24 protein-coding genes are annotated in these 24,363 nt (G+C 73.7%); 14 read left to right on the top strand and 10 right to left on the bottom strand.

Translation table 11 applies throughout. The annotated features are described in order from the left end of the window. The first annotated feature begins 229 nt into the window (after positions 1-229). From ACWD1Z_RS10685 to ACWD1Z_RS10670, 4 genes are all read left to right on the top strand, one after another. Positions 230-1,654, top strand: a complete 1,425-nt coding sequence (locus tag ACWD1Z_RS10685; protein WP_451117405.1) for an MFS transporter — start codon at positions 230-232, stop codon at positions 1,652-1,654. A 62-nt stretch (positions 1,655-1,716) separates the two neighbouring features. Beyond that, entirely contained in the window at positions 1,717-2,190 is a 474-nt protein-coding gene (locus ACWD1Z_RS10680) for a DUF2771 domain-containing protein (RefSeq protein WP_451117403.1), read from the top strand. Continuing rightward, positions 2,160-2,831: a futalosine hydrolase gene (locus ACWD1Z_RS10675; RefSeq protein ID WP_451117401.1), complete on the top strand. Its 672-nt coding sequence runs from the start codon at positions 2,160-2,162 to the stop codon at positions 2,829-2,831. The genes ACWD1Z_RS10680 and ACWD1Z_RS10675 overlap by 31 nt, the downstream gene beginning before the upstream one ends. Then, positions 2,828-3,667 carry a 1,4-dihydroxy-6-naphthoate synthase gene (locus ACWD1Z_RS10670; protein WP_451117399.1) on the top strand — a complete coding sequence of 280 codons (840 nt, stop codon included), beginning with the start codon at positions 2,828-2,830 and terminating at the stop codon, positions 3,665-3,667. Before ACWD1Z_RS10675 ends, ACWD1Z_RS10670 begins: the two co-directional genes overlap by 4 nt. Before the next feature lie 9 nt (positions 3,668-3,676). Here ACWD1Z_RS10670 and ACWD1Z_RS10665 read toward each other — a convergent pair whose 3' ends face one another. Continuing rightward, positions 3,677-4,060, bottom strand: a complete 384-nt coding sequence (locus ACWD1Z_RS10665; RefSeq protein ID WP_308293238.1) for a cold-shock protein — start codon at positions 4,058-4,060, stop codon at positions 3,677-3,679. Positions 4,061-4,225: 165 nt separating this feature from the next. Here ACWD1Z_RS10665 and ACWD1Z_RS10660 point away from each other — a divergent pair, with 165 nt between their 5' ends. Next, positions 4,226-4,474: a hypothetical protein gene (locus ACWD1Z_RS10660; RefSeq protein ID WP_451117397.1), complete on the top strand. Its 249-nt coding sequence runs from the start codon at positions 4,226-4,228 to the stop codon at positions 4,472-4,474. On the opposite strand, the gene ACWD1Z_RS10655 is transcribed toward ACWD1Z_RS10660, so the two are convergent. Further along, positions 4,453-5,091, bottom strand: a complete 639-nt coding sequence (locus tag ACWD1Z_RS10655) for an HAD family hydrolase (RefSeq protein ID WP_451117395.1) — start codon at positions 5,089-5,091, stop codon at positions 4,453-4,455. The genes ACWD1Z_RS10660 and ACWD1Z_RS10655 overlap by 22 nt on opposite strands. Positions 5,092-5,123: 32 nt before the next feature. Then, positions 5,124-6,116: a hypothetical protein gene (locus ACWD1Z_RS10650; RefSeq protein ID WP_451117394.1), complete on the bottom strand. Its 993-nt coding sequence runs from the start codon at positions 6,114-6,116 to the stop codon at positions 5,124-5,126. A gap of 154 nt (positions 6,117-6,270) precedes the next feature. On the opposite strand from ACWD1Z_RS10650, the gene ACWD1Z_RS10645 reads away from it, so the two are divergent. Next, positions 6,271-8,790, top strand: coding sequence for a helicase-associated domain-containing protein (locus tag ACWD1Z_RS10645; protein ID WP_451117393.1), 2,520 nt, complete (start codon positions 6,271-6,273; stop codon positions 8,788-8,790). Positions 8,791-8,850: 60 nt separating this feature from the next. After that, on the top strand, positions 8,851-10,494 hold the full coding sequence (locus ACWD1Z_RS10640; protein WP_451117392.1) for a DNA repair helicase XPB: 1,644 nt from the start codon (positions 8,851-8,853) through the stop codon (positions 10,492-10,494). Here ACWD1Z_RS10640 and ACWD1Z_RS10635 read toward each other — a convergent pair. Both ACWD1Z_RS10635 and ACWD1Z_RS10630 read right to left on the bottom strand, forming a co-directional pair. After that, positions 10,452-11,558 (bottom strand): glycosyltransferase 87 family protein, encoded by a 1,107-nt coding sequence (locus ACWD1Z_RS10635; RefSeq protein WP_451117847.1) that lies wholly within the window; start codon positions 11,556-11,558, stop codon positions 10,452-10,454. The genes ACWD1Z_RS10640 and ACWD1Z_RS10635 overlap by 43 nt on opposite strands. Positions 11,559-11,611: 53 nt before the next feature. After that, positions 11,612-11,797: a hypothetical protein gene (locus tag ACWD1Z_RS10630; RefSeq protein WP_451117390.1), complete on the bottom strand. Its 186-nt coding sequence runs from the start codon at positions 11,795-11,797 to the stop codon at positions 11,612-11,614. 304 nt (positions 11,798-12,101) lie between these two features. Here ACWD1Z_RS10630 and ACWD1Z_RS10625 point away from each other — a divergent pair, with 304 nt between their 5' ends. Continuing rightward, complete coding sequence (locus ACWD1Z_RS10625; RefSeq protein WP_451117389.1) at positions 12,102-14,144, top strand: HelD family protein; 2,043 nt, start codon at positions 12,102-12,104, stop codon at positions 14,142-14,144. A 67-nt stretch (positions 14,145-14,211) separates the two neighbouring features. On the opposite strand, the gene ACWD1Z_RS10620 is transcribed toward ACWD1Z_RS10625, so the two are convergent. Continuing rightward, a complete protein-coding gene (locus ACWD1Z_RS10620; protein WP_451117388.1) occupies positions 14,212-14,904 on the bottom strand; it encodes a copper homeostasis protein CutC in 693 nt (230 codons plus the stop codon). 118 nt (positions 14,905-15,022) lie between these two features. On the opposite strand from ACWD1Z_RS10620, the gene ACWD1Z_RS10615 reads away from it, so the two are divergent. Beyond that, on the top strand, positions 15,023-15,688 hold the full coding sequence (locus ACWD1Z_RS10615) for an HD domain-containing protein (protein ID WP_451117386.1): 666 nt from the start codon (positions 15,023-15,025) through the stop codon (positions 15,686-15,688). A gap of 9 nt (positions 15,689-15,697) precedes the next feature. After that, the gene (locus ACWD1Z_RS10610) at positions 15,698-16,843 is read left to right on the top strand and encodes a GNAT family N-acetyltransferase (protein WP_451117384.1); all 1,146 of its coding nucleotides are present in this window, start codon (positions 15,698-15,700) and stop codon (positions 16,841-16,843) included. Here the strand turns inward: ACWD1Z_RS10610 and ACWD1Z_RS10605 are convergent. Further along, positions 16,840-17,100, bottom strand: a complete 261-nt coding sequence (locus ACWD1Z_RS10605; RefSeq protein ID WP_250071898.1) for a DUF4031 domain-containing protein — start codon at positions 17,098-17,100, stop codon at positions 16,840-16,842. The genes ACWD1Z_RS10610 and ACWD1Z_RS10605 overlap by 4 nt on opposite strands. 10 nt (positions 17,101-17,110) lie before the next feature. Continuing rightward, positions 17,111-17,503 carry a hypothetical protein gene (locus ACWD1Z_RS10600; RefSeq protein WP_451117381.1) on the bottom strand — a complete coding sequence of 131 codons (393 nt, stop codon included), beginning with the start codon at positions 17,501-17,503 and terminating at the stop codon, positions 17,111-17,113. A 55-nt stretch (positions 17,504-17,558) separates the two neighbouring features. Between ACWD1Z_RS10600 and ACWD1Z_RS10595 the strand changes: the two genes are divergently transcribed. From ACWD1Z_RS10595 to ACWD1Z_RS10585, 3 genes are read left to right on the top strand one after another with little or no spacing between them, the layout of a single operon-like run. Further along, positions 17,559-18,494 carry a MurR/RpiR family transcriptional regulator gene (locus ACWD1Z_RS10595; RefSeq protein ID WP_451117380.1) on the top strand — a complete coding sequence of 312 codons (936 nt, stop codon included), beginning with the start codon at positions 17,559-17,561 and terminating at the stop codon, positions 18,492-18,494. Positions 18,495-18,525: 31 nt separating this feature from the next. Then, the gene (gene murQ, locus ACWD1Z_RS10590; RefSeq protein ID WP_451117378.1) at positions 18,526-19,461 is read left to right on the top strand and encodes an N-acetylmuramic acid 6-phosphate etherase; all 936 of its coding nucleotides are present in this window, start codon (positions 18,526-18,528) and stop codon (positions 19,459-19,461) included. 15 nt (positions 19,462-19,476) lie between these two features. Further along, positions 19,477-20,877, top strand: coding sequence for a PTS transporter subunit EIIC (locus tag ACWD1Z_RS10585; protein ID WP_451117376.1), 1,401 nt, complete (start codon positions 19,477-19,479; stop codon positions 20,875-20,877). On the opposite strand, the gene ACWD1Z_RS10580 is transcribed toward ACWD1Z_RS10585, so the two are convergent. After that, complete coding sequence (locus tag ACWD1Z_RS10580) at positions 20,798-21,856, bottom strand: tyrosine-protein phosphatase (RefSeq protein WP_451117375.1); 1,059 nt, start codon at positions 21,854-21,856, stop codon at positions 20,798-20,800. The two genes, ACWD1Z_RS10585 and ACWD1Z_RS10580, sit on opposite strands and share 80 nt — an antisense overlap. 176 nt (positions 21,857-22,032) lie before the next feature. Here ACWD1Z_RS10580 and ACWD1Z_RS10575 point away from each other — a divergent pair, with 176 nt between their 5' ends. Further along, positions 22,033-22,998, top strand: coding sequence for an ankyrin repeat domain-containing protein (locus ACWD1Z_RS10575; protein WP_451117374.1), 966 nt, complete (start codon positions 22,033-22,035; stop codon positions 22,996-22,998). Between the two features lie 49 nt (positions 22,999-23,047). Here the strand turns inward: ACWD1Z_RS10575 and ACWD1Z_RS10570 are convergent, their stop codons facing one another. Then, a complete protein-coding gene (locus tag ACWD1Z_RS10570) occupies positions 23,048-24,178 on the bottom strand; it encodes an NADH:flavin oxidoreductase (RefSeq protein ID WP_451117373.1) in 1,131 nt (376 codons plus the stop codon). Positions 24,179-24,363 lie beyond the last annotated feature (185 nt).

The raw sequence follows: 24,363 nt of genomic DNA, 5'->3' as shown, positions 1-24,363 counted from the left end.
GAAGGCGGCGGGACGGGCGGACGGAGCGGACCGGGGGACCGCGTCGACGTCCGCGCCCCCTCGCACTCGGGCGCACCTGTCACCATCCATTCTGCGGGATGGCCGAGATACGCACGCTACCTGTTCACCGGCGCTCGGCCTACACCGACGGTCGCAAACCACTGACAAAGCCGCGCCCATACGCGCGGTAACCGCACTACGTTCGACCATCTCGGGGCACTATGACGTCGTGGCAGCCGCGCGGACGCCTCAGGGAGCCACCGGAGTCGGTGGGGACAGGGGCCGCACACGAAGCGGCGGTTCGGGCCGACTTCGCGGCGCCGTCCGCCGCGTCGGGCGTGCCCTGCACTTTCCGGTCACCGGCACCGCCCGCGGCATCCGCAAGGCGACCCACGCGCAGGGGGCGGGCGAATCCGGACTCGGCAAGCTGATCGAACTGCACGGGGTGAACGGCGCCGGCGACATGATGATCACGGTCGCCCTCGCCTCCACCGTCTTCTTCTCCGTCCCCACCGACGAGGCCCGCGGCCGGGTCGCGCTCTACCTCGGCATCACCATGGCGCCGTTCACGCTCCTCGCGCCCGTGATCGGCCCCCTGCTGGACCGCGTCCCGCACGGCCGCCGGGCCGCGATGGCCGGCGCGATGCTCGCCCGGGCCCTGCTGGCGCTGGTCCTGTCCGCCGCGGTGATCACCGGCGGCATCGAGCTGTATCCGGCGGCGCTCGGCGTGCTGGTGTCGTCGAAGGCGTACGGCGTGGTCAGAAGCGCGGTCGTGCCCCGGCTGCTGCCACCCGGCTTCTCCCTGGTCAAGGCGAACTCACGGGTCACGCTCGGCGGGCTGCTGGCCACCGGGGTGGCGGCGCCGGTCGGCGCCGGGCTCCAGGCGATCGGCCCCCGCTGGCCGCTGTACGGCGCCTTCGTGCTCTTCATGGTGGGGGCGTTCCTGTCGTTCACGCTGCCGCCGAAGGTCGACTCGGCCAAGGGCGAGGACACCGCGCTGCTGGCGGCGGACGAGGAGCATCTGCACGGACCGCACCTGAAGCCGCTCAAGCGCCCCGGGCTGCGCACGGTCGGCATCGCCGTCACCCACGCCCTCGGCGCCAACGCCGCCCTGCGCTGCCTGTCCGGCTTCCTGATCTTCTACCTCGCGTTCCTGCTGCGCGAGCATCCGCTGGCCGGGCAGAGCGCCGCGGTGTCGCTGGGGATAGTGGCCGTCTCGGCCGGGGTGGGCAACGCCTGCGGCACGGCGGTCGGGGCGTGGCTGAGGTCACGCGCCCCGGAGATCATCATCGTGGCCGTGGTGGCCTGCGTGATGACCGCGGCGATCATCGCGGCAACCTTCTTCAGCGCCGCCCTGGTGGCCTGCCTCGCGGCGGTCGCCGGGTTCTCGCAGGCGCTGGCCAAGTTGTCCCTGGACGCGCTGATCCAGCGGGACGTGCCGGAGCTGGTGCGCACCTCCGCCTTCGCCCGCTCCGAGACGCTGCTGCAGATGTCCTGGGTGCTGGGCGGCGCCATCGGCATCGTGCTGCCGCTGAGCGGCAGCCTGGGCATGACGGTGGGCGCGGTGATCGTCGCCGCGGGCTGGCTGACCACGGTCCGCGGCCTGATCCGCTCGTCCCGCCACAGCGGCCCCCCGCGCACGAGGGTGGCCTAACGCACCGGCACGCCGCACCCCAGGTAAGGAACCGGTAGGGCGCTCCCGATAGCCTTCGCCCCATGACCATGCAATCCGCTGTGCGACGCCGCCGCGCCGTCGCCGCCGCCGGCGCCGTATCCGCCGGACTGCTCGTCCTGTCGGCCTGCGAGAAGCCCACGCCGATGGCCACGATCACCGTCGGTTCGTCCTCGGTGAGCGAAGAGGCCACCTGCGGTGGCGAGGGCGAGGCCCTGAAGGCCGCGGCCCTGACGGAGTGCCTGAAGGAGACCGACATCAAGTCGCTCACCGTGGACCCGGACGAGACCGTGCGCTTCGGTGTCGACCCGGACATCGCGGACAACGGCTGGACGATCATGATGAACGGCCAGCCGCTGCTCCAGGAGCCCCTCAAGAAGACGTACACCACGATCCCGGGCAGCGTGTTCTTCAACGCCCAGTACGGCGCCCAGGGCAACTCGACGCTGGTGTCCATCCGGGAGGGCGAGAAGGAGACGACCGGTCTGTGGTCCTTCAAGCTGAAGAAGGACGACTGACCACGTCCGCCCTGCGCGTCCTCGTGGCCACCGCGGTCCCCGCCGAACGGGACGCGGTGGCACAGGCGTTCCCGGGCGAGGTCATCGCCGTCGGAGTGGGCCCGGCCCGCGCCGCCGCCGGCACCGCCACGGCCCTCGCACGGGCCCCGTACGACCTGGTCGTCTCGGCCGGGATCGGCGGCGGCTTCGCGCCCCACGCTCCCCTCGGCTCCCTCGTCGTCGCCGACGAGATCACCGCCGCCGACCTGGGCGCCGAGACACCCGACGGGTTCCTCCCGGTCACCGAACTCGGCTTCGGCACCGTCACCCACCGTCCGCCCGAAGCACTCGTACGGGAGACCGCGGCCGCGACCGGCGCCCTGACCGGTGCCGTGCTCACCGTCTCCACCGTCACCGGCACCGCCGCCCGCGCCGCCGCGCTGCGCGCCCGCCACCCCACCGCCCTCGCCGAGGCCATGGAGGGCTTCGGCGTCGCCGAGGCGGCCGCCCTGCACGGCGTTCCCGTGCTGGAGATCCGCGCCGTCTCCAACCCCGTCGGCCCCCGCGACCGCGCCGCCTGGCGCATCGGGGCGGCGCTGGCCGCGCTGACCGAGGGCTTCGGGAAGCTCACACCCGTACTGGAGAGTTGGAAGTCGGTATGAGGCTCCGGATCGCGTACTCCCCCTGTCCGAACGACACCTTCGTCTTCGACGCCCTCGCGCACGGCCGGATCCCCGGCGCGCCCGGGCTCGACGTGACGTTCGCGGACATCGACCTCACCAACGGCATGGCCGAGCGCGGTGAGTTCGACGTGCTGAAGGTGTCGTACGCGGTGCTGCCGTACGTCCTCGACGAGTACGCGCTGCTGCCCTGCGGGGGCGCGCTGGGCCGGGGCTGCGGTCCGCTGGTGCTGACCCGGGAGGCCGGGGCGGATCTCACCGGCCGTACCGTCGCGGTGCCGAGCGAGCGGTCGACGGCGTATCTGCTGTTCCGGCTCTGGGCGGCGGACACCCTGCCGGACGGGGTCGGCGAGATCGTGGTGATGCCGTTCCACGAGATCATGCCGGCCGTGCGGGACGGGAAGGCCGACGCGGGACTCGTCATCCACGAGGCGCGCTTCACCTACCGCACCTACGGGCTGCACAAGCTCGCGGACATGGGCGAGCACTGGGAGCACACCACCGGTCTGCCCATCCCGCTCGGCGCGATCATCGCCAAGCGCGCGCTCGGCGCGGAAACCCTGACCCGCCTCGCCGAAGCTATCCGCGCCTCGGTGCGGGCCGCCTGGGACGACCCCGAGGTCTCCCGCCCCTATGTGATGGAGCACGCCCAGGAGATGGACCCGGCCGTCGCCGACCAGCACATCGGGCTGTACGTCAACGAGTTCACCGCGGGCCTCGGTGAGGACGGCTACGCGGCCGTGCGCGGCCTGCTGACCCGCGCCGCGGCCGAGGGGCTGTTGCCGCCCCTCGGCCCGGACACGCTGGAATTCCCGTAAAAGCGGCGGCTATACGTCGAGCTGGTCGGCGACCGCCCGCAGCAGACCGGCGATCTTCCCGCCTGCGGCCTTGTCGGGATAGCGGCCCCGCTCCAGCATCGGCGTGATGTTCTCGAGCAGGGTCGTCAAATCCTGGACGATGGAGGCCAGCTCGTCCGGCTTCTTACGGGTGGCCGCCGCGACCGAAGGGGTCGGGTCGAGAACGGTGACGGACAGGGCCTGGTCACCGCGCTGCCCGGCGACGACCCCGAACTCCACTCGCTGGCCCGGCTTGAGCGTCTCGACTCCGGCGGGGAGGACCGAGGAATGGACGAAGACGTCACCGCCGTCGTCGCGGGAGAGAAAGCCGAAGCCCTTCTCGCTGTTGAACCACTTGACCTTGCCGGTAGGCACGTCTGTCCTCGTCCTCGTACTCGTCGGAAAACTGCATGGGAAAACGGCTCTTGATAGCACTCGGGCGGGTCGACCATGACCCGCCGGTACCAAGGCTAATGGTCTTCGGGCGGGTGACAAGACGTCCCCCGGTTGTTCCTTCGGGCAGGGAACTACCCTGGTCCGGTGCGTGACAAAACCCAAACGAATTCCGCCGCGCCCGGTGACCGACTGATCCGAGTCGGAGCGGTCGTGTTCTTCCTCGGCGCCCTGGCCACTGTGGTCACGGTGGCCCCGCTGCTGCTCGGCACGACGCCTTTCCCGACGTACATGTTCGGACTGAGCATGCTCATGGGCGTCGGTTTCCTGATCGCGGGCGCGGGGGTGTTCGCGTCGATCGCCGCGGGACGCCGTCAGGCGCGGGCGGGCCGGTAGCCCGCCAGCCAGCCCGGGAAGAGCGTGAGGTCGGCGAGGACCACGTCGGCACCGGCCGCGCGCAGGGCGTCGGCGCCGTAGGGCCCGGTCGCGACGGCGACCGAGAGCGCCTCGGCGATCCGGGCGCCACGGATGTCGCCCAGGTGGTCGCCGACGTAGACGCCCGCGGCGTGCTCGCGCAGCGCCTCCCCCTTCCGCTCGGCCCACAGGTCACCGATCACCGCGTCGGCCTCGATGCCGAGGTGGGCGAGGTGCAGCTTGGCGTTGGGCTCGTACTTGGCCGTGACCACGATCGCGCGGCCACCCGCGGCCCGCACGGCGGCGATCGCCTCGGCCGCGCCGGGCAGCGCGGGCGTGGCGGTGATGGCGTACTCCGGGTACATCGACCGGTACAGGTCGGCGATCTCCCGCACCCGCCGGGCCGGGAACCAGTGGGCCAGCTCCTCCTCCAGCGGCGGCCCGAGCCGGGTGACCGCGAGGTCGGCGTCGACGAAGGTCCCGGTGCGCTCGGCGAGCGCGGTGTAGCAGGCGTGGATGCCGGGACGCGAGTCGATGAGGGTCATGTCGAGGTCGAAGCCGACGGTGAGGGCGGGTGCGGGGTACACGGTGGAGGCCATGGGGGCCATTGTGCCCATCGTCTCCGGCGGACCTACCTCCGCCGTTGCGACCGCCACACCAGGTACAGCGCCGACGCGACCGCGGCGCCCCGCACGACCCACGGCCAGGTCTCCGCGACCGCGTCGCTCATGTGCCCCTCGGCGATCGGATCGCCCCAGCGGCCCTCGGTACGCCCCCACAGCCACACCACGCCCGCGGTGACCGCGAGGGCGGGGAGCACGACGACGGCGCCCTTCTTCTCGGCGTCGGTCAGCCGGCGGGAGCCGTAGGCGAGGAGCCAGCCGAAGATCAGGACGACCAGGTTGCCGATGCCGGCGCCGGTGAGCAGGAGGGCGGCGGCGAGCAGCAGGAGGGGGTTCCGCCAGGTCTTCCAGGCGGCAGCGGCGGGCAGGGGGACGCCGAACCGCCGCCGGCGCGGGGCGGCCTCCTCCTCGACCAGGTCCTTCTCGACCGGGTCCTTCCCGACCAGGCCCTTCCCGACCACGGCCGGAGCCTCCGCCGGCCGCTTCTCCTCCCTCGGCGGCGGCGGCCTGAGCAGCTCGGGAATCTCCACGCCGCCGACGAACCCGGGCACCTCGTCCCCGACCCCGAAGGGGCTGGAGTCCACCCGCCACCAGTCGGGCTGGGCGGCACTGTCCCCCAGCTCGTGCGTACTGGCGAGATGGGGCGAGGAAGGGACGTCCAGGACCGCGTCGTCGGCTTCGGCGGGCCGGGGCCGCGGCACGATCCGCCGCGGCCGCTTCTCCGCCCGGTCCGGCTGTACGGGCACGGAGGCGGGCGGCGCCTGGGGCGCCCCGGCGCCACCGGCCGCGGTGACCACCTCGTCGGGGGTGCCCAGCCGGGCGATGATCCGGCGGACGGCGGCGGGACTGTCGACGGGAACCCGGGCCCGGCGCCGGTCGATCTCGTTGCGCAGCTCCGAGACGAGCCGCATCCGGGTACCCGACGGCAACTGCCGCTGCTGGGCCACGTCCCCGACGCGGCTCAGATACTCGTAGACGACCTGGTCGCTCTCAATCCCCACCGAAGTCCCTCCGGGGGTCGGCACGTTGAAACCCCGTCGCACGACGGTACCGCGCCGAAGCAGACATCTTGGACCCGCCCGCCCGCGTCCCGCCACAGCTCCCGCGGGACGCGGGCCGGACCCCTCGTCGTACCCACCCGCTAACGTGGGTCGGATGAGCGACCCGGCATCCTCGCCCCGTTCCCTCGCGGAAGCGCTCCGCGCGCGGGACGACGCCTCCCTGGCCGTACTCCTGCGCGCCCGCCCCGACCTCATCACCCCCGTCCCGACGGACCTCACCCAGCTCGCGACCCGGGCCGGCACCCGCGCCTCGGTGGTCCGCGCCCTGGAGCGCCTGGACCGCTTCGCCCTCCAGACCGCCGAGGCCCTGGCCGTGGCCGCCGACCCGGCCCCCTACGCCGAACTCCTCGGCCTGATGGCGGGCGACGAAGGCGACCCGGCCGTCGAGAGCGCCCTCCCGCGCGCCGTCGCCCTGCTGCGCGAGCAGGCCCTGGTCTGGGGCGACGACGACCGCCTCCGGCTCGTGCGCACGGCCCGCGAGCTGCTCACACCCAGCCCGCAGCACCCCTCCCCGACCGGCCTCGGCCCGACCGTGCGGGAGGCCACCGCGGGCATGTCCCCGGGCCGTATCCAGGAGATCGTCACCGCCGCCGGACTGCCCTCCACCCACGACGCCGTCTCCGCCGTGACCTCGCTCACCGACCTGTTCACCGACCGGCGCCGGATGGCCGCCCTGCTCGCCGGCGCCCCCGCCGACTCCCTCGACGTGCTGACCCGGCTGCTCTGGGGCCCGCCGTACGGCCAGGTCACCGCCGACCCCGCGCCCCGCCTGCGCTGGCTCCTGGACCGCGGCCTGCTGCTGCCCACCGCGCCCGGCACGGTCGTCCTCCCCCGCGAAGTGGCCCTGCACCTGCGCGGCGGCCACGCGCACCGCGCCACCGAACCGCTGCCGCCCGCCGTGGAGGCCGCCGCCACGCACCGCCCACAGGTGGTGGACGCCACGGCGGCCGGGCAGGCGTACACCGCCCTGGCCACCATCGAGGAGCTGCTGAAGGACTGGCACGAGGGCGGCCCGGCGGTCCTGCGGGCCGGCGGCCTCAGCGTCCGCGACCTCAAGCGCACGGCCGTGGCGCTGGACGTCGCCGAACCGGTCGCCGCGTTCTGGGTCGAACTCGCCTACGCGGCCGGCCTCATCGCCTCCGACGGCGAGGCCGACGAGCGGTACGCGGCCACCCCGGCCTACGACGAGTGGCTGGAGCACTCCCCCGACCTGCGCTGGGCCCGGCTCGCGGCGGCCTGGCTGGCGGCCACCCGCACCTCGGGGCTGATCGGCGGGCGCGACGCCAAGGACCGCACGCTCTCCGCCCTCGGCCCCGGCCTCGACCGCTCGGCCGCCCCCGAGGTACGGCACCGGGTCCTCACCCTGCTCGCCGCCCTCCCCGAGGGCGCCGCCCCGAGCGCCGAGTCCGTGCTCGCCCGGCTGCGCTGGGAACGCCCGCTGCGCGGCCCCCAGAAGGACGACGACCTGCGCGGACAGCTGGCCCGGTGGACGCTGGCGGAGGCCGAGATGCTGGGCGTGACCGGCCGGGGCGCCCTGTCCGCACACGGCCGCGCCCTGCTGGGCGCACCGGAGACGAGGCCGCACCGGCCCGAGGAGCACCCCGAAGGGCCGGGCGACAAACTCCCCGTCCACCACCGCCCCAGCCCCGCCACCGCCCCCCTCTCCCCACCGGAACAAGCGGCGGCCGCCGCGACCGCCGCCCGCCTCCTGGCCCCGCTGCTGCCCGCGCCCCTGGACCACGTGCTGCTCCAGGCGGACCTGACCGCGGTGGCCCCCGGCCCGCTGGAGCGCCCGCTCGCGGACATGCTCGGGGTACTGGCGGACGTGGAGTCCAAGGGCGGCGCGACGGTGTACCGCTTCACCCCGGGCTCGGTACGCCGGGCCCTGGACTCCGGGCAGTCCGCCTCCGACCTGCACGCCTTCCTCAGCGCCCACTCCCGCACGCCGGTGCCGCAGCCGCTGACGTACCTGATCGACGACGTGGCCCGCAGACACGGCCAGCTCCGGGTCGGCGCGGCCTCCGCCTACGTCCGCTGCGACGACGACGCCCTGCTCAACGAGATCCTCGCCGACAAGCGCGCCGCGGGCCTGCGCCTGCGCCGCCTCGCCCCGACGGTCCTGGCCGCCCAGGCCGACCCGGCCGCCCTGCTGGACGGACTGCGCGCGATGGGCTTCGCCCCGGCCGCCGAGTCCGCCGAGGGCGACGTCCTGATCACCCGCGCCCTCGCCCACCGCACTCCGCCGCGCACCGCCCCCGAACCGGTCCCGGACGGCCCCCCGGTCCCCGACCCGACCCTCCTCTCGGCGGCGATCCGCGCCATCAGAGCGGGCGACATGGCCGCCACCACCCCCCACCGGCAGCCCCCGCCGGCCGGCGGCGAACTCCCCCGCACCAGCTCCGCCGAGACCCTCGCCACCATGCAGGCGGCCGTCCTCACCGGCGACGCCCTGTGGATCGGCTACGTCAACGCCGAGGGCGCCGCCAGCCAGCGTGTCATCGCCCCCGTCCGCGTGGAGGGCGGCTTCGTCACGGCGTACGACCACACCGCGGACGAGGTCCGGACATTTCCGCTGCACCGGATCACCGGGGTGGCCGAGCTCGCGGACGACTGAGCGTGATCGTCGGCGGGTGCGGCACACTGGAGGTTTGGACCAGTCCGGAGGGATGCGTACGTGAACGGACCGCTGATCGTCCAGTCCGACAAAACCCTGCTCCTGGAAGTCGACCATGAGCAGGCCGACGAGTGCCGTCGGGCCATCGCGCCCTTCGCGGAGCTGGAGCGGGCGCCGGAGCACATCCACACCTACCGGGTGACCCCGCTCGGGCTGTGGAACGCGCGCGCCGCCGGGCACGACGCCGAGCAGGTCGTGGACGCGCTCGTGCAGTACAGCCGGTACCCGGTGCCGCACGCGCTGCTCGTCGACATCGCCGAGACCATGGATAGGTACGGCAGGCTGACGCTCAGCAAGCACCCGGCGCACGGTCTCGTGCTGACCACCACCGACCGTCCGGTGCTGGAGGAGATCCTGCGGTCCAAGCGGATCATTCCGCTGGTCGGGGCGCGGATCGACCCGGACACCGTGGCCGTGCACCCCTCCGAGCGCGGCCAGATCAAGCAGACGCTGCTGAAGCTGGGCTGGCCGGCCGAGGACCTCGCCGGGTACGTCGACGGCGAGGCGCATCCGATCGAGCTGGCCGAGGACGGCTGGGCGCTGCGGCCGTACCAGAAGCAGGCGGTGGAGAACTTCTGGCACGGCGGGAGCGGGGTCGTCGTGCTGCCCTGCGGTGCCGGCAAGACGCTGGTCGGCGCCGGGTCGATGGCGCAGGCCAAGTCGACCACCCTCATCCTGGTCACCAACACCGTCTCCGCCCGGCAGTGGAAGCACGAGCTGGTGAAGCGGACCTCGCTCACCGAGGACGAGATCGGCGAGTACAGCGGGACGCGCAAGGAGATCCGGCCCGTCACCATCGCCACGTACCAGGTGCTGACGACGCGGCGCAAGGGTGTCTATCCGCATCTGGAGCTGTTCGACTCGCGGGACTGGGGGCTGATCGTCTACGACGAGGTGCACCTGCTGCCCGCGCCGGTCTTCAAGTTCACCGCCGACCTCCAGGCGCGGCGGCGGCTCGGGCTGACCGCGACCCTCGTCCGCGAGGACGGGCGCGAGTCGGACGTGTTCTCGCTCATCGGCCCCAAGCGGTTCGACGCTCCCTGGAAGGAGATCGAGGCGCAGGGCTACATCGCGCCCGCCGACTGTGTCGAGGTGCGGGTGAACCTCACCGACTCCGAGCGGCTCGCCTACGCCACCGCCGAGCAGGAGGAGAAGTACCGCTTCTGCGCCACGACCGCGACCAAGCGCAAGGTCACGGAGGCGCTGGTACGGCGGTTCGCCGGGCAGCAGATCCTCGTCATCGGGCAGTACATCGACCAGCTCGACGAACTGGGCGAGCATCTGAACGCCCCCGTCATCAAGGGCGAGACCTCCAACGCCCAGCGCGAGAAGCTCTTCGACGCCTTCCGGCAGGGCGAGATCAGCGTGCTGGTCGTCTCGAAGGTCGCGAACTTCTCCATCGACCTGCCGGAGGCCACGGTCGCCATCCAGGTCTCGGGCACCTTCGGCTCCCGCCAGGAGGAGGCCCAGCGCCTGGGCCGGGTGCTGCGTCCGAAGGCCGACGGCCACCAGGCGCACTTCTACTCGGTGGTGGCCCGCGACACCCTCGACCAGGACTTCGCCGCGCACCGGCAGCGGTTCCTGGCGGAGCAGGGGTACGCCTACCGGATCGTGGACGCGGACGAGCTCCTCGCGGACGACTGAGCCGCCTGCAGGGCGACGGCGAGGGCGACGGCGAGCAGGGCGTACGGCGCGGCCAGCGGCTGCTGCCAGCCGGGCAGCCGCAGGTCCAGGTCGCCCTCGTGGGGCAGCAGCCACATCGTGCGGGCGGTGAAGACGGCCGCGACCAGCGCCGCGAGCCGCGGGCCGTGTTGCGCGAGGAGTACGGCGAGCAGCGGGACGCACCACACCCAGTGGTGGGTCCAGCTGATCGGGGAGACGAGCAGGGCGGTACCGGCGGTCAGCAGGACGGCGTGGTGGTCCGCGGCGGCGGTGCGGACCAGCAGGAGGCCCGCCGCCGCGACGGGCAGCGCCACCAGCAGCCAGGCGGGGCCCGGCGCCGGGTCGCCGAGGGCGCGGGCGACCAGGCCCTGGAGGGACTGGTTGTCGACGATCCACGCCTTGCCGACGCGGGCGGTGTCGTGGAGGTGGCGGGTGAAGTAGTCGAGGGTCGCGGCCGGCAGCGCCAGGGCCCCCAGCAGGACGGTCCCGGCGCAGGCGGCCGTCGCGGTGAGCGCATCCCGGCGGTGCCCGCGCAGCAGCAGGTACACGATGAAGACGGCCGGGGTCAGCTTGATGCCGGCCGCGATGCCCACCGCCACGCCCCGGGCGCGGGCGCCGGGCGGGCGGGTGAGGTCCCACAGGACCAGACAGACGATCGCGAGGTTGATCTGGCCGAACAGCACGGTCTGGAAGACCGGTTCGAGCCAGAGGGCGAGGGCCGCGACACCGGCCCGGACGGCCACCGGGAGGGCGGGCAGGCCGGCGAGCCGGGCGGAGAGCTGGACGAGCCAGGCGAGCAGGAGCGCGTTGCCCGCGAGGAAGGCCGCCTTCAGGGCGGTGACGGGGACCAGCGCGGCCGGGACGAACAGCAGGGCCGCGAAGGGCGGATAGGTGGCGGGGAGGTGCCACTCGGTGACGGTGAAGCCGTACAGGTCCGTGCCGTGCAGGACCGCCTGTCCCTCGGCCCGGTAGACCAGCGCGTCGGCCATCGGGAGGCCCTGGTGGACGCAGAGGGCGGCGAAGGCGGTGCCGGAGACCGCCGCCAGGAGAAGGGGTGTTACGGAGGGTGAGCTGCGGGTCACGGTGTGACCCTAGGGGGTCACTTGCGGCGGACGCCCGCTTCCTCGCCGTACTCCCCGAGGATGACGACGTCGAAGGCGGCGCCCGCGAAGACCTTCACGGCGCGCAGGGCGTCGCCGAGGCGGTGGCGGTGACTGCCGAGGAGGGGGCTGGCTCCGGCGGCCGGGTGGCGGCCGGGGGCTGAGGTGACGGTTGCTGCGCTCATGTCTCCATGGTGGATTCCGGGACATAAGGAGGGCATCGGTCTCGGGGCCGAATCGGGGTGGGGCCGCTGTCCACCTGTGGACCGAGCCGTACCCCTCGGGGGGAGGGCCCGGTCCCCTAGGGGACGGACACGGAGGAGGCGGGTTCAGGCGTGGCGGGGGCGGGAAAACCGTTGGCCCCCTCCTCCCCCGCTCACCTAGAATCTCCGCTCTTGCCCGCCTCCCTTCACGGAGTGCCGCCGTCCGGCCGGTAACCGGACGGCTTCTCGCAGCGCCCGATCCCGTAGGCCCACCGGAGGCACTCCCTTGTCCACGCCCGCTGACGACCCCCTGGCCCGTGAGCGTTCCCATCTCGCCTCTTCCCGCGCCGCCCTGCGTGCGATGCGCGCGGACGTCGAGGCGCTCGACATCACGGACGTCACCGCGAACTGGGTCAACGCCGCGGTCCTCGCCCACCAGATCGACGAGCGGATCAAGGCGCTGGCCGACCTGAGCGACACCCCGCTGTTCTTCGGCCGCCTCGACTATCTGCACGCGCCCGGCGCGGACCGCTCGGAGGGCGCGCAGGGGGAGCAGTTCTACATCGGTCGGCGGCATGTGCACGACGCGGCCGGCGATCCGATGGTGATCGACTGGCGGGCGCCGGTGTCGCAGCCGTTCTACCGGGCCTCGAAGAAGGACCCGCAGGACGTGGCGCTGCGCCGCCGGTTCGGCTACACGGGCGGCGACCTCACCGCGTACGAGGACGAGCACCTCTCCGACCCGGCCGAGGCGGCGCGGACCAGCAAGCTGCTCCAGCAGGAGATCGAGCGCCCGCGTGTGGGCCCGATGCGGGACATCGTCGCCACGATCCAGCCCGAGCAGGACGAGATCGTCCGGTCCGGTCTGGGCGGCACGGTGTGTGTGCAGGGAGGGCCCGGCACCGGGAAGACGGCGGTGGGGCTGCACCGGGTGGCGTATCTGCTGTACGCGCACCGCGAGCGGCTGGCCAGGACGGGGACGCTGGTCATCGGACCGAACCGGTCCTTCCTGCACTACATCGAGCAAGTGCTTCCCGCCCTCGGGGAGCTGACGGTGCGGCAGGCGACCGTGGACGACCTGGTCGCGCAGGTGGAGGTGCGCGGCACGGACGACGCGGCGGCGGCGGTCGTCAAGGGGGACGCGCGGATGGCGGAGGTGCTGCGGCGGGCGCTGTACGCGCATGTGACGATGCCGACGGAGCCGGTCGTGGTGGTGCGCGGCTCGCGCCGCTGGCGGGTGCCGTCGTACGAACTCGAAGGCATTGTGCGGGAGTTGCTGGACCGGGAGATCCGTTACGGCGCGGCCCGGGAGGCGCTGCCGCAGCGGATCGCGCATGCGGTGCTGGTGCAGATGGAGCGCTCGGGGGAGGCGCCGGACGACCGGGTCCAGGACGCGGTGGCACGCAATACGGCGGTGAAGGCGGCGGTGAAGGCGATCTGGCCGGTGGTGGAGCCGGCGAAGCTGGTGCTGCGGCTGCTGACGGACGCGGGGTTCCTCGCGGAGCACGCGGAGGGGGTGCTGAGCGAGGAGGAGCGCAAGCTGATCCTGTGGGAGCGGCCGGTGCGGTCGGTGAAGTCGGCCAAGTGGTCGGCGGCGGACGCGGTGCTGATCGACGAGGCGACGGATCTGATCCGGCGGACGCATTCGCTGGGGCATGTGGTGCTGGACGAGGCGCAGGATCTGTCCCCGATGCAGTACCGGGCGGTGGGGCGGCGCTGTTCGACGGGTTCGGCGACGGTGCTGGGGGACTTGGCGCAGGGGACGACTCCGTGGGCGACGCAGAGCTGGGCGGAGGCGCTGTCCCATCTGGGCAAGCCGGAGGGCGTGGTGGAGGAGCTGACGGCGGGCTTCCGGGTGCCGACGGACGTGATCACGTACGCCTCCCGGCTGCTGCCGCACATCGCGCCGGGGCTGGCGCCGGTGGCGTCGGTCCGGGAGAACCCGGGCTTCTTCGAGGTGCGGGCGGTAGGGGGGACGGCGGAGGTGGTGGGCGCCTGCGAGGAGTCGCTGCGCAACGAGGGGTCGACGGGTCTGATCGCGGCGGATGCGCGGGTGCCGGAGCTGGCGGCGGCGCTGGACGCGGCGGGGATCGGCTACCTGTCCCCGGGTGAGGAGACGACGACGCGGACCCGGCTGACGCTGGTCCCGGCGTCGCTGGCGAAGGGTCTGGAGTACGACTACGTGGTCCTGGACGAACCCCGGGCGGTGGTGGACGGCGAGCCGGACGAACGGACGGGGCTGCGGCGGCTGTACGTCACGCTGACGCGAGCGGTGTCGGGCCTGATCGTGACCCATACGGCGCCGCTGCCGCGTGAACTGACGGCCTGATCTCAGGCGGAGCGGTGCCCCAGGGGGCAGAGCCCCCTGGGGCCGGGGTGAAGAACGCCCGGCGCGCTCACACCCCGTCCAGCACTCGCCGCCACTCCCCCACCGCCGCCTCCGACACCGGCCCGGACCAGCCGGTGGGCCGGGCCGCCCCGCCGATGTGGAACGCGTCGATCCCCGCGGACAGCAGATACGGCACGTGTTCCAGCCGCAATCCCCCGCCCACCAGCACCCGCTGCTCGTACCCCGGCTCCCCGCTCCGCGCCGCCTCCGTAAGCAGCGTGGGCAACCCCTCGTCGACCCCCGCCGCGGCCCCCGCGGTCAGATAGGTGTCCAGCCCCGTCATCCCGTCCAGTGCCTTGCGCAGCGCGTCCCGGTCCGCCGCCCGGTCGATCGCCCGGTGGAACGTCCACCGGCACCCGTCCAGCGCCCCCACGACCCGCTCCACCGCATCGAGGTCGACTGCCCCGCCGGAGTCGAGGAACCCGAGCACGAACTCCTCGGCCCCCGCTCCCCGCAGTTCCTCGGCGGCCCCCACCAGCCGGTCGGTGTCCCCCGCCGCGAACCCGTCGGCCAACCGCACCATCACCCGCACCGGGATGTCCACGGCGGCCCGGATCCCGGTCACGGTCGCGGCCGGCGGGGTCAGCCCGTCGGCCGCGATGTCGGTGACCAGTTCGAGGCGGTCCGCGCCTCCGGCCTGGGCGGCGACCGCGTCCTCGACGTCGAGGGCGATCACCTCCAGGAGTGCACGCTTGCTCATGGGGCCCCATTCGTCGGCGACCAAGGGTCGACATCAGGTGTACAGGTCTAGTCCAATCCTGCCAAGACTACGCCCGCCGCACGACCCGCCACACCCCGGTTCCGGGGAGAATGAGCCCATGGCAGATCTCGACGACCTCCGCTCCCGCTGGCTGCGCACCCTGCTCGCGGCGCGGGAGGACGACTCCTGCGCCAGCGACCCGTCCCGGTACGGCGACGCGCTGCTGAAGCGCTGGTCGGAGCCGCAGCGGCGCTATCACACCGTGGAGCACCTCGCGGCGGTCCTCGGCCACGTCGACGTACTGGAGGAGTACGCCGCCGACCCGGCCGCCGTACGGCTGGCCGCGTGGTTCCACGACGCCGTCTACCTGCCGGAACGCTCGACGAACGAGGAGCGCTCCGCCCGTCTCGCCGAGCGCGCCCTGTCCGAGGCCGGAGTGTCCGCCGAGCGCACCGCCGAGGTCGCCCGGCTGGTCCGGCTCACGGTGACCCACGACCCCGCCGACGACGACCGCGACGGCCAGGTCCTGTGCGACGCCGACCTCGCGATCCTCGCCGCGCCGCCCTCCGCGTACGCCGCCTACACCGCCGCCGTCCGCGAGGAGTACCACTTCGTGCCGAACGACGCCTTCCGGGCGGGCCGGTCCGCGGTGCTGCGGCAACTGCTGGATCTGCCGCGGCTGTTCAGGACGCCGTACGGGCAGGAGAAGTGGGAGGCCACGGCCCGGTACAACCTCGCCGCGGAACTCGAAATGCTCTCGCTCCCGTCCGGCCCGTCCGCATAGCCTGCCCGCATGCGACACATGGGCGGGGAACGCGTACAGCAGGCCGTGGCGGGCTCGGTGGCCCTGTTGCGGACGGCGGCCGGGAAGGACTGGGACACGGTCAAGGCCGCGCGTTCCGAGTGGAGTTGCCGGGAGGCGGCGATCCACATCGCCCACGACCTCATCGTCTACGCCGGCCGGCTCGCGGCGCGGGGCCGCACCGCTCACGTGCCCCTGACGGTCACTCCCGACGCCACCGCCGGGAACGAGGGGCTCCTGGAGGCCATCGAGACCACCGGCACCCTGTTCACCGCCACCCTGCGCACCACACCGCGCCACATCCGCGCGCCCCACCCCTGCCCCTTCCTCAGCGCGAACGCCGAGGGCTTCGCCGCCCTCGGCGTCGGCGAGGTGCTGCTGCACACGTACGACATAGCCGAGGCACTGGGTCTGGTCTACGAACCGCCCGCCGAGCTGGCCGGGTTCGCCCTCACCCGGCTCCTCCCGCACGTCCAGCCGGGCCCCACCCCCTGGGCCACCCTGCTCTGGGCCACCGGCCGCGGCACCCTCCCGGGCCGTGCGCCCGTCACCGACTGGCACTGGATCAACCCCCTGGTCGTCCCCGCCGAGCGGCTCACCCTGGAGAGCCTGACCCCCGCCGCCGCGGCCGACCTCGCGGCCGGGGGCGACGGCGGCTACGCGTGGGCGCAGGGCGGCCCCTACGACGGCACCCGGGAGGCCTCCGGGATGCTGCTCAAGGCGTACGAAGCGGGCGCGCACCGGCCGGAGTTCGGCGTCTTCGTCCTCGTGCGCACGGAGGACGACCGGGCCGTGGGCGCCCTCGGCTTCCACGGCGTGCCCGACGAGGAGGGCCGCGTGGAGATCGGCTACGACCTGGCGGAGTCGGCCCGCGGCCACGGCTACGCGACCGAGGCGCTGCGCGCGCTGTCGCGGTGGGCGCAGGCCAGGGACGACGTACACACCCTGCTGGCGACGATAGACCGCGCCAACCTGCCGTCGCAGGCCGTGGTCACCCGGTCGGGCTTCGTCCGGGCCACGCCGGAGGAGGAGCGGGCGATGGGCGAGAGCCGGGAGGCGGACGGCCCCCTGCACGTCTACCTCCGCAGCGTCCGCGGCGCCTGGGCCCGCTCGGGTTCTTGCTCGGACCGGGGCTAGCGGCCCTTCGGCCGGCGCAGTCCCGCTCCGTTCAGCAGCCGCACCACGTCCCGGCTGCTGACCTCCACCGCGCCCGCGGCGACCGCGTCGGCGTAGCGGTGCGAGGGGATGTCGTAGTGGTCGCGCTCGAAGGCCCGCCGCGGGACGCCGAGGCGGTCGGCGAAGTCGTGCAGCTCGGCGAAGGAGACGTCGCTGACCAGGTGGGACCACATCCGGCCGTGCCCCGGCCAGGTCGGCGGGTCTATGTAGACGGTCAAGGGGACCCCCTCACGAGCCAGCCCCGCCCGTCGCCGTCCCCAGCAGGCCCACCGACGCCACCTTCACGCCCGCCTTGTGGCAGACCCAGTGCGGATCGGGGCCCAGTTCGGGTTCCACCTCCAGCGCGTGCGGGTCGCCGTGGCCGCAGACCGGGCAGAGCGGCCAGCGGCCGTACCGTTCGAGGAGGGCGTCCTGGACGTCCTGCGCCACCAGCCCGGCGATGTACTCCGTGCCCTCGGGCCACTGCTCCACCCACCAGCGCCGCTGCGCGACGGACTCCTCCACGAGCGACACGACGTCCGCCTCGGCGACCTGGCCCGCGACCAGATCGGCGAGCACCAGGGCGCGTGCCGCGTGCAACGCCTGCTCCAGGGGGCTTACGGGGTGGCCGGAGGGATCCATGCCCCCATTGTGCGCACTCTTGACCACAACACCGAAGCGAAAATATCTTTCAACCGTGACTCAGCAGGTGAAGGAAACTTTCGGAGCCGGACCGGGACAGGCCGGTCCGTCCGGCGGCCCGCCGCCCGCCCCCGCCGCCCTCGCGGCCAAGGTGCGCACGCTCGCGCCGTCCATGACCCGCTCCATGCAGCGGGTCGCCGAGGCCGTCGCCGGCGACCCGGCCGGCTGCGCCGCGCTCACCGTCACCGGTCTCGCGGAGCTCACCGGCACCAGCGAGGCGACCGTCGTCCGCACCGCCCGCCTGCTCGGTTACCCCGGCTACCGCGATCTGCGCCTCGCGCTCGCCGGCCTCGCCGCCCAGCAGCAGTCCGGGCGGGCGCCCGCCATCACCACCGACATCGCGGTGGACGACCCCATCGCCGACGTCGTCGCCAAACTCGCCTACGACGAGCAGCAGACCCTCGCCGACACCGCCGCCGGACTCGACACCGCCCAGCTCGGCGCGGCCGTGACCGCCCTGGCCGGCGCCCGCCGGATCGACGTGTACGGCGTCGGGGCGTCCGGGCTGGTCGCGCAGGACCTCACGCAGAAGCTGCTGCGCATAGGGCTGATAGCCCACGCGCACAGCGATCCGCATCTCGCCGTGACGAACGCGGTGCAGCTGCGCGGGGGCGACGTGGCGCTCGCGATCACGCACTCCGGGTCGACCGGCGACGTGATCGAGCCCTTGCGGGTCGCCTTCGAGCACGGGGCGACGACCGTCGCGATCACCGGACGGCCGGACGGTCCGGTCGCCCAGTACGCCGACCACGTCCTGACCACGTCCACCGCGCGCGAGAGTGAGCTGCGCCCGGCCGCCATGTCGTCCAGGACCGGACAACTGCTGGTCGTGGACTGCCTGTTCGTCGGAGTCGCGCAGCGGACGTACGAGTCCGCCGCGCCCGCCCTGTCGGCGTCCTACGAGGCGCTGGCCCACCGGCACCGGCGGTAGCCCTCATCTGATCCGTCCGTGGAAAGAGCCCATGACCTCACCGTCCAACCCCCGTGAGCTGCGCGCCGAGTTGGAGTCCCTCACCACCGAGGCGTTCCGCCCCGACCTCGCCGACATCGACCGGCTGCCCACCCTCGACATCGCCCGCCTGATGAACGGCGAGGACGCCTCCGTACCCGCCGCCGTGGCCGCGCGGCTCCCCGAGATCGCCGCCGCCGTCGACGCCGTGGCGGAGCGGATGGCGCGCGGCGGACGGCTCGTCTACGCGGGCGCCGGCACCGCGGGGCGGCTCGGCGTGCTCGACGCCTCCGAGTGCCCGCCCACCTTCAACACCGGCCCCGGCCAGGTCGTCGGCCTGATCGCGGGCGGGCCCGAGGCCATGGTGAGCTCCGTGGAGGGCGCCGAGGACTCCGGGGAGCTGGCCCGCGCCGACCTCGACGCGCTCACCCTGACGCCCCTGGACACGGTGGTCGGCGTCTCCGCCTCCGGCCGTACCCCGTACGCGATCGGCGCCGTCGAACACGCCCGCTCCCTGGGCGCGCTGACGATCGGCCTGGCCTGCAACGCGCACAGCGCGCTCGCGGCCGCCGCCGAGCACGGCATCGAGATCGTGGTCGGCCCCGAGCTGCTCACCGGCTCCACCCGCCTGAAGTCCGGCACGGCGCAGAAGCTCGTCCTCAACATGATCTCGACGATCACGATGATCCGGCTGGGCAAGACGTACGGGAACCTGATGGTCGACGTCCGCGCCTCCAACGACAAGCTGCGGGCCCGCTCCCGCCGGATCGTCGCGCTGGCCACCGGCGCGGGCGACGAGGAGATCGAGCGGGCGCTCGCCGCCACCGACGGCGAGGTGAAGAACGCCGTCCTGACGATCCTCGCCGGGGTCGACGGCCCGACGGCCGCCCGCCTTCTGGAGGAGTCCGGCGGCCATCTGCGTGCCGCGCTGGCGGCGGCGGTCCGCTGACCCCAGGCTCGGGGGGTGAGCACCTCGTACGACACCGCCGCCGCGATCCTCCCCCTGGTCGGCGGCCCCGCGAACGTCACCTCCGTCGCCCACTGCATGACCCGGCTCCGGCTGGGCCTGGCCGACCGCTCCCTGGTGGACGAGGAGGCGCTGCGGGCGGTGCCCGGCGTCCTCGGGGTGGTCGACGACGACACCTACCAGATCGTGCTGGGGCCGGGGGTGGTGGCGCGGGTGACGCCGGAGTTCCAGGCGCTGGTGCTGAAGCGGGCGCAGCAGCAGCGCAACGCGACCCCGGTGAAGCTGGCCCTGCGCCGGGTCGCGAACATCTTCGTGCCGCTGATCCCGGCGCTGATCGGCTGCGGGGTGCTGGCCGGGCTCAACGGCCTGCTGGTCAACCTCGGCCGGCTGCCCGGGGTGACCCCGGCCCTGTCGGTGATCGCCACCGCCTTCATGTCCCTGATCGCGGTGTTCGTCGGGTACAACACGGCGAAGGAGTTCGGCGGCACCCCGGTGCTCGGCGGCGCGGTGGCGGCGATCGTCGTCTACCCGGGGGTGGCGAAGGTGACGGCGTTCGGTGTGACCCTCGCGCCGGGGCAGGGCGGGGTGCTCGGGGCGCTGGCGGCGGCCCTGCTGGGCGTGTACGTGGAGAAGTGGTGCCGCCGCTGGGTCCCGCCCACGCTGGACGTCCTGCTCACCCCCACCCTCACGGTCCTCGTCGCGGGCCTGGCCACGCTCTACGGCCTCATGTACACCGCCGGTGCGGTCTCGACCGCCATCGGCACGGCGGCGACCTGGCTGCTGACGACGACGGGGGCCTTCGCCGGCCTGGTCCTCGGCGGCCTCTTCCTGCCCCTGGTCATGCTGGGCCTCCACCAGGCCCTGATCCCGATCCACGCCACCCTCATCGAGCAGCAGGGCCACACCGTCCTCCTCCCGCTGCTCGCGATGGCGGGCGCCGGACAGGTGGGCGCGGCGGCGGCGGTGTACGTCCGGCTGCGCCACGACACGACCATGCGTACGACGATCAGGTCGGCGCTCCCGGCCGGGCTGCTGGGCGTGGGCGAGCCGCTGATCTACGGGGTGTCCCTGCCGCTCGGCCGCCCCTTCCTCACCGCCTGTGTGGGCGGAGCGGCCGGGGGCGCCTTCGTCGGGCTGTTCGCGATGCTCGGCGAGCGGGTGGGCGCGACGGCGATCGGGCCGTCGGGGTGGGCGCTGTTCCCGCTGCTGGCGGGCAACAGGGGCCTGGCCCCGACGGCCGCGATCTACGCGGGCGGGCTGCTGACGGGGTATGCCGTGGGCTTCCTGACGACGTACGCCTTCGGCCTGCGGGCCGTGGCTAGCCCAGCAGCAGATCCGACTTCAGCTCCCGCAGCTCCCGGGCGTCGATCCCGAGCCCCGCACGGAGGTAGGAGGTGAAGGAGCCGTACTCCTCGCGGACCTCCTCGAAGCCGGCGTTGAGGTACTCGGGGCGGACGTCCAGCAGGGGCTTGTAGACCTTGGCCTGCGCCGGGGGGAGGGAGGCGAGCGCGGCCTCGTTGGCGGCGGCGCGGTAGGTGTTGCTGGCGAGGTAGTCGTCCATGACCGTCTCGCGCGGCACGCCCAGCGCGGTGAGCAGGGCCGCGCTCGACCAGCCGGTGCGGTCCTTGCCGGCCGTGCAGTGGTAGAGGACGCCGTGCCGGTCCTGGTCGGCGACGCCCGCGTAGACGGCGCTGTAGGCCGCGCGCGCCGAGTCGCCGCTGACCATGACCTTCTCGCCCTCGACCATCATCCGCACCGCTTCGGCCTCGGTGGTGGGCATGGTGGTGAAGGCGCCCGAGTCACCGATGACGTCGGCCACCGTGTACGTGGCGCCGGTGGGCACGCGGTCCGGGTCCGCCGCGCGCTCCGACTGCATCCGCAGGTCGAACACCGCCCGGACGCCGAGCCGCGCCAGCTTCGCCAGGTCGCCGTCGGTGAGGTGGTTCAGGGCGTCGGAGCGGTAGATCTCGCCCATCTTCACCCAGTGGCCGTCCTTGGTCCGGTAGCCGCCCGCGTCACGGAAGTTGACGGTCCCGTCGAGCTTGATCAGCCGGTCCGCGAGGTGCAGCGACCCACCGCGCTCGGGCACCAGGTCGAACCACTGCCGGTCGGCGGCGGCCAGACCCCGCACGGTCACGTCACCCCGCGCGCCGCCCCGGGCGACGACCTCGCCGCCGGCCTTCACGGTCACCTTCCGCACGCCGGGCGCGGTCCAGACGATCCGGTACGAGCCGTCGTCGTTCGCGGTGACGGTGGCGGCGGAGAAGGGGATGCGGTGGCCCGTCGGGGACGCGTGGGCGGCGGCCGGGACGGCCGTGGCGGAGGCGGCGAGCGCGGTAAGGGCGAGAGCGGCACCGGCGCGGGTGAGGTTCTTCATGGGACGGATGGTGTGTGCACACATCGACATCCGGGTGAACGCCAGTCGGCTGACACCTTCTGCCGTGATGGCAGTTTGTGCCAGCTGTCAGTGGCGTCTGCGAGGGTGTCCGTACGGAGGTCGACGGGGCCGGCTGTGGGCCGTCGGCGGGGTGTGCGCGCTGAAGGGGGGGCCCCGTGACGGGGCACGGCTGGGACGGCATGGACCACCGCGACTGGAAGGACCACGAGGAGGTGCGGCGGCGGCTCGACGCGGGGGCCGATCCGGAGCGGTTCGGCGTCGGGGGCTCGCGGCCCCTGCACCGGGCCGCGGTGTTCGGCTCGCCCCCGGTCGTCGCGGAGCTCGCGGGCCGGGTGGCCGACGTGGACGCGCAGAAGAGGGGGGTGACCGCTCTCTGGGAGGCGCTGATGGGCCGCCGCACGGAGAACGCCCGCGCGCTGATCGCCGCGGGCGCCGACCCGTACTGGGTCGGGTACGGCGGCTGGACCGTGGCCCGCCTCAGCCTCGCCGGACCCGATCCAGACCTGGTGCCGCTGGAGGAGGGCAGACCCGGTCTCACGGACGCCGAACGCGCGGTCGCGGAGGAGGGGCGACGGCTCATAGCGGCGCTCGGCGACTGTCACTACGACGGCCTGGGGCTGGCGTGCGTCGCCGGGATCGACGCCGGGGAAGCGGTACGGCGGCTGTCGGCGACCCCGGTCGACCCGGAGTTCATGGCCGGGCTGATGGAGGACCCGCTCTCCGCCTACGACCTGGACGAGGACATGCGCCTCCTCGGCGTGACGGCCGTGCCGGGCGGCTGTGTCGTCACCCAGCCGTGGGGCTACGCCCCGTCGCAGCCGGTCGTCATGCGGCTCCTGTCCGAGGGCACCCTGGCCTACGGCCTGTACGCCAACGCCAAGAGCGGCAACCAGGGCTGCGTCTTCCGCGACGGCGTCGGCGAGGGCTGGGACCTGCATCCCGGCGGCGGCCCGAACCCGCAGGACGGACCGCGGGAGGTCCTCTTCGCATACGTCCACGCCTACCACGCGATCGCCTACTGCCTCGCCTACGCCGGTCTGCGCCCGACGGACGCCCGCTCGGTCCTCGGCCCGCCGGACCACTGGGTCCGGCTGCCGGAGCGGGATTACTGGACGCACTGACCTGGACGCGGGTGAGGGGCCCGGCGCGGCCGGGCCCCTGGGGTGAGCGTCAGCTCAGGGTCTTCAGGGCGGCCGGGTCGTACGCGGCCAGTTCCGACACGCGGCCCGCCAGGACCTTCTGCGCCCACCGCGGGTCCTGGAGGAGGGCGCGGCCGACGGCCACCAGGTCGAACTCGTCGCGCTCCAGGCGGTCCAGGAGGTTGTCGAGGGAGCCCGTCTCGGCACCCTCGCCCTGGAACGCCTTGAGGAAGTCGCCGTTCAGGCCGACCGAGCCGACGGTGATGGCGGGCCTGCCGGTCAGCTTCTTGGTCCAGCCGGCCAGGTTCAGGTCCGATCCCTCGAACTCGGGGAGCCAGTAGCGGCGGGTGGAGGCGTGGAAGGCGTCGACACCGGCCGCCGCGAGCGGGGCGAGGATGGCCTCCAGCTCCTCCGGGGTTTCGGCGAGGCGGGCGTCGTAGGCGTCCTGCTTCCACTGCGAGTAGCGGAAGATGACGGGGAAGCCGGGCGAGACGGCGGCGCGGACGGCGGCCACGATCTCCGCGGCGAACCGGGTCCGGGCCACCGGGTCACCGCCGTAGGCGTCGGTGCGACGGTTGGTGCCCGCCCACAGGAACTGGTCGATCAGATAGCCGTGCGCGCCGTGCAGTTCGACGCCGTCGAAGCCGATCCGCTCCGCCGCGGCGGCGGCCTCGGCGAACGCGCCGATGACGTCGTCGAGGTCCTGCTGGGTCATGGCCTTGCCGGTGACCTCGTCGGCGCCGACGCGCAGACCCGAGGGGCCGACCGCGGGGGCGTCCGCGAACGGCGGCTCGCCCTGGCGGCGGACCATGCCGATGTGCCACAGCTGCGGCACGATCGTGCCGCCCGCCGCGTGCACCGCGTCGGCGACCTTCGCCCACCCCGCGAGCTGCTCGGCCCCGTGGAAGCGCGGCACCCGGTCGCTCTGGCCGGCCGAGTCATGGCCGACGTACGTCCCCTCGGTGACGATCAGGCCGACACCGGCGGCGGCCCGGCGGGCGTAGTACGACACCACGTCCTCGCCCGGGACGCCGCCCGGCGAGAACATCCGGGTCATCGGCGCCATGACGATGCGGTTGGGCACGGTCAGGCCGTTGATCGAGGTCGGGCGGGAGAGGATCTCGGCGGCGCGCGAGGCGGCCTCGGATGCGGCGACGGTCACGTGGGGGCTCCTTGAGGGGGTACCGACGGGTATGTGCGCGTGCATTTACCACACCTCGGTGTCAACCTCCGGGACCCCGCCCCCATTCCCCCCGACCGGGAAATGACCGTATGACCCAGCCCACGAACACGCCCGAGGGCGGCACCCCCTGACGAACAGGGAGTGCCGCCCTCGGCAGAACGACG

The sequence above is a fragment of the Streptomyces sp. NPDC002784 genome (assembly GCF_053592135.1).
This window is presented reverse-complemented; position numbering and strand designations above follow the sequence as displayed.

Bases quoted from the DNA above. Each gene is read 5' to 3' on its own strand.
- ACWD1Z_RS10645 (WP_451117393.1), top strand. From the start codon at position 6,271: ATGAGCGACCCGGCATCCTCGCCCCGTTCCCTCGCGGAAGCGCTCCGC.
- ACWD1Z_RS10615 (WP_451117386.1), top strand. From the start codon at position 15,023: ATGGCAGATCTCGACGACCTCCGCTCCCGCTGGCTGCGCACCCTGCTC.
- ACWD1Z_RS10620 (WP_451117388.1), bottom strand. From the start codon at position 14,904: ATGAGCAAGCGTGCACTCCTGGAGGTGATCGCCCTCGACGTCGAGGAC.
- ACWD1Z_RS10630 (WP_451117390.1), bottom strand. From the start codon at position 11,797: ATGAGCGCAGCAACCGTCACCTCAGCCCCCGGCCGCCACCCGGCCGCC.
- ACWD1Z_RS10655 (WP_451117395.1), bottom strand. From the start codon at position 5,091: ATGGCCTCCACCGTGTACCCCGCACCCGCCCTCACCGTCGGCTTCGAC.
- ACWD1Z_RS10610 (WP_451117384.1), top strand. From the start codon at position 15,698: ATGCGACACATGGGCGGGGAACGCGTACAGCAGGCCGTGGCGGGCTCG.
- ACWD1Z_RS10680 (WP_451117403.1), top strand. From the start codon at position 1,717: ATGACCATGCAATCCGCTGTGCGACGCCGCCGCGCCGTCGCCGCCGCC.
- murQ (WP_451117378.1), top strand. From the start codon at position 18,526: ATGACCTCACCGTCCAACCCCCGTGAGCTGCGCGCCGAGTTGGAGTCC.
- ACWD1Z_RS10670 (WP_451117399.1), top strand. From the start codon at position 2,828: ATGAGGCTCCGGATCGCGTACTCCCCCTGTCCGAACGACACCTTCGTC.
- ACWD1Z_RS10600 (WP_451117381.1), bottom strand. From the start codon at position 17,503: ATGGATCCCTCCGGCCACCCCGTAAGCCCCCTGGAGCAGGCGTTGCAC.
- ACWD1Z_RS10580 (WP_451117375.1), bottom strand. From the start codon at position 21,856: ATGAAGAACCTCACCCGCGCCGGTGCCGCTCTCGCCCTTACCGCGCTC.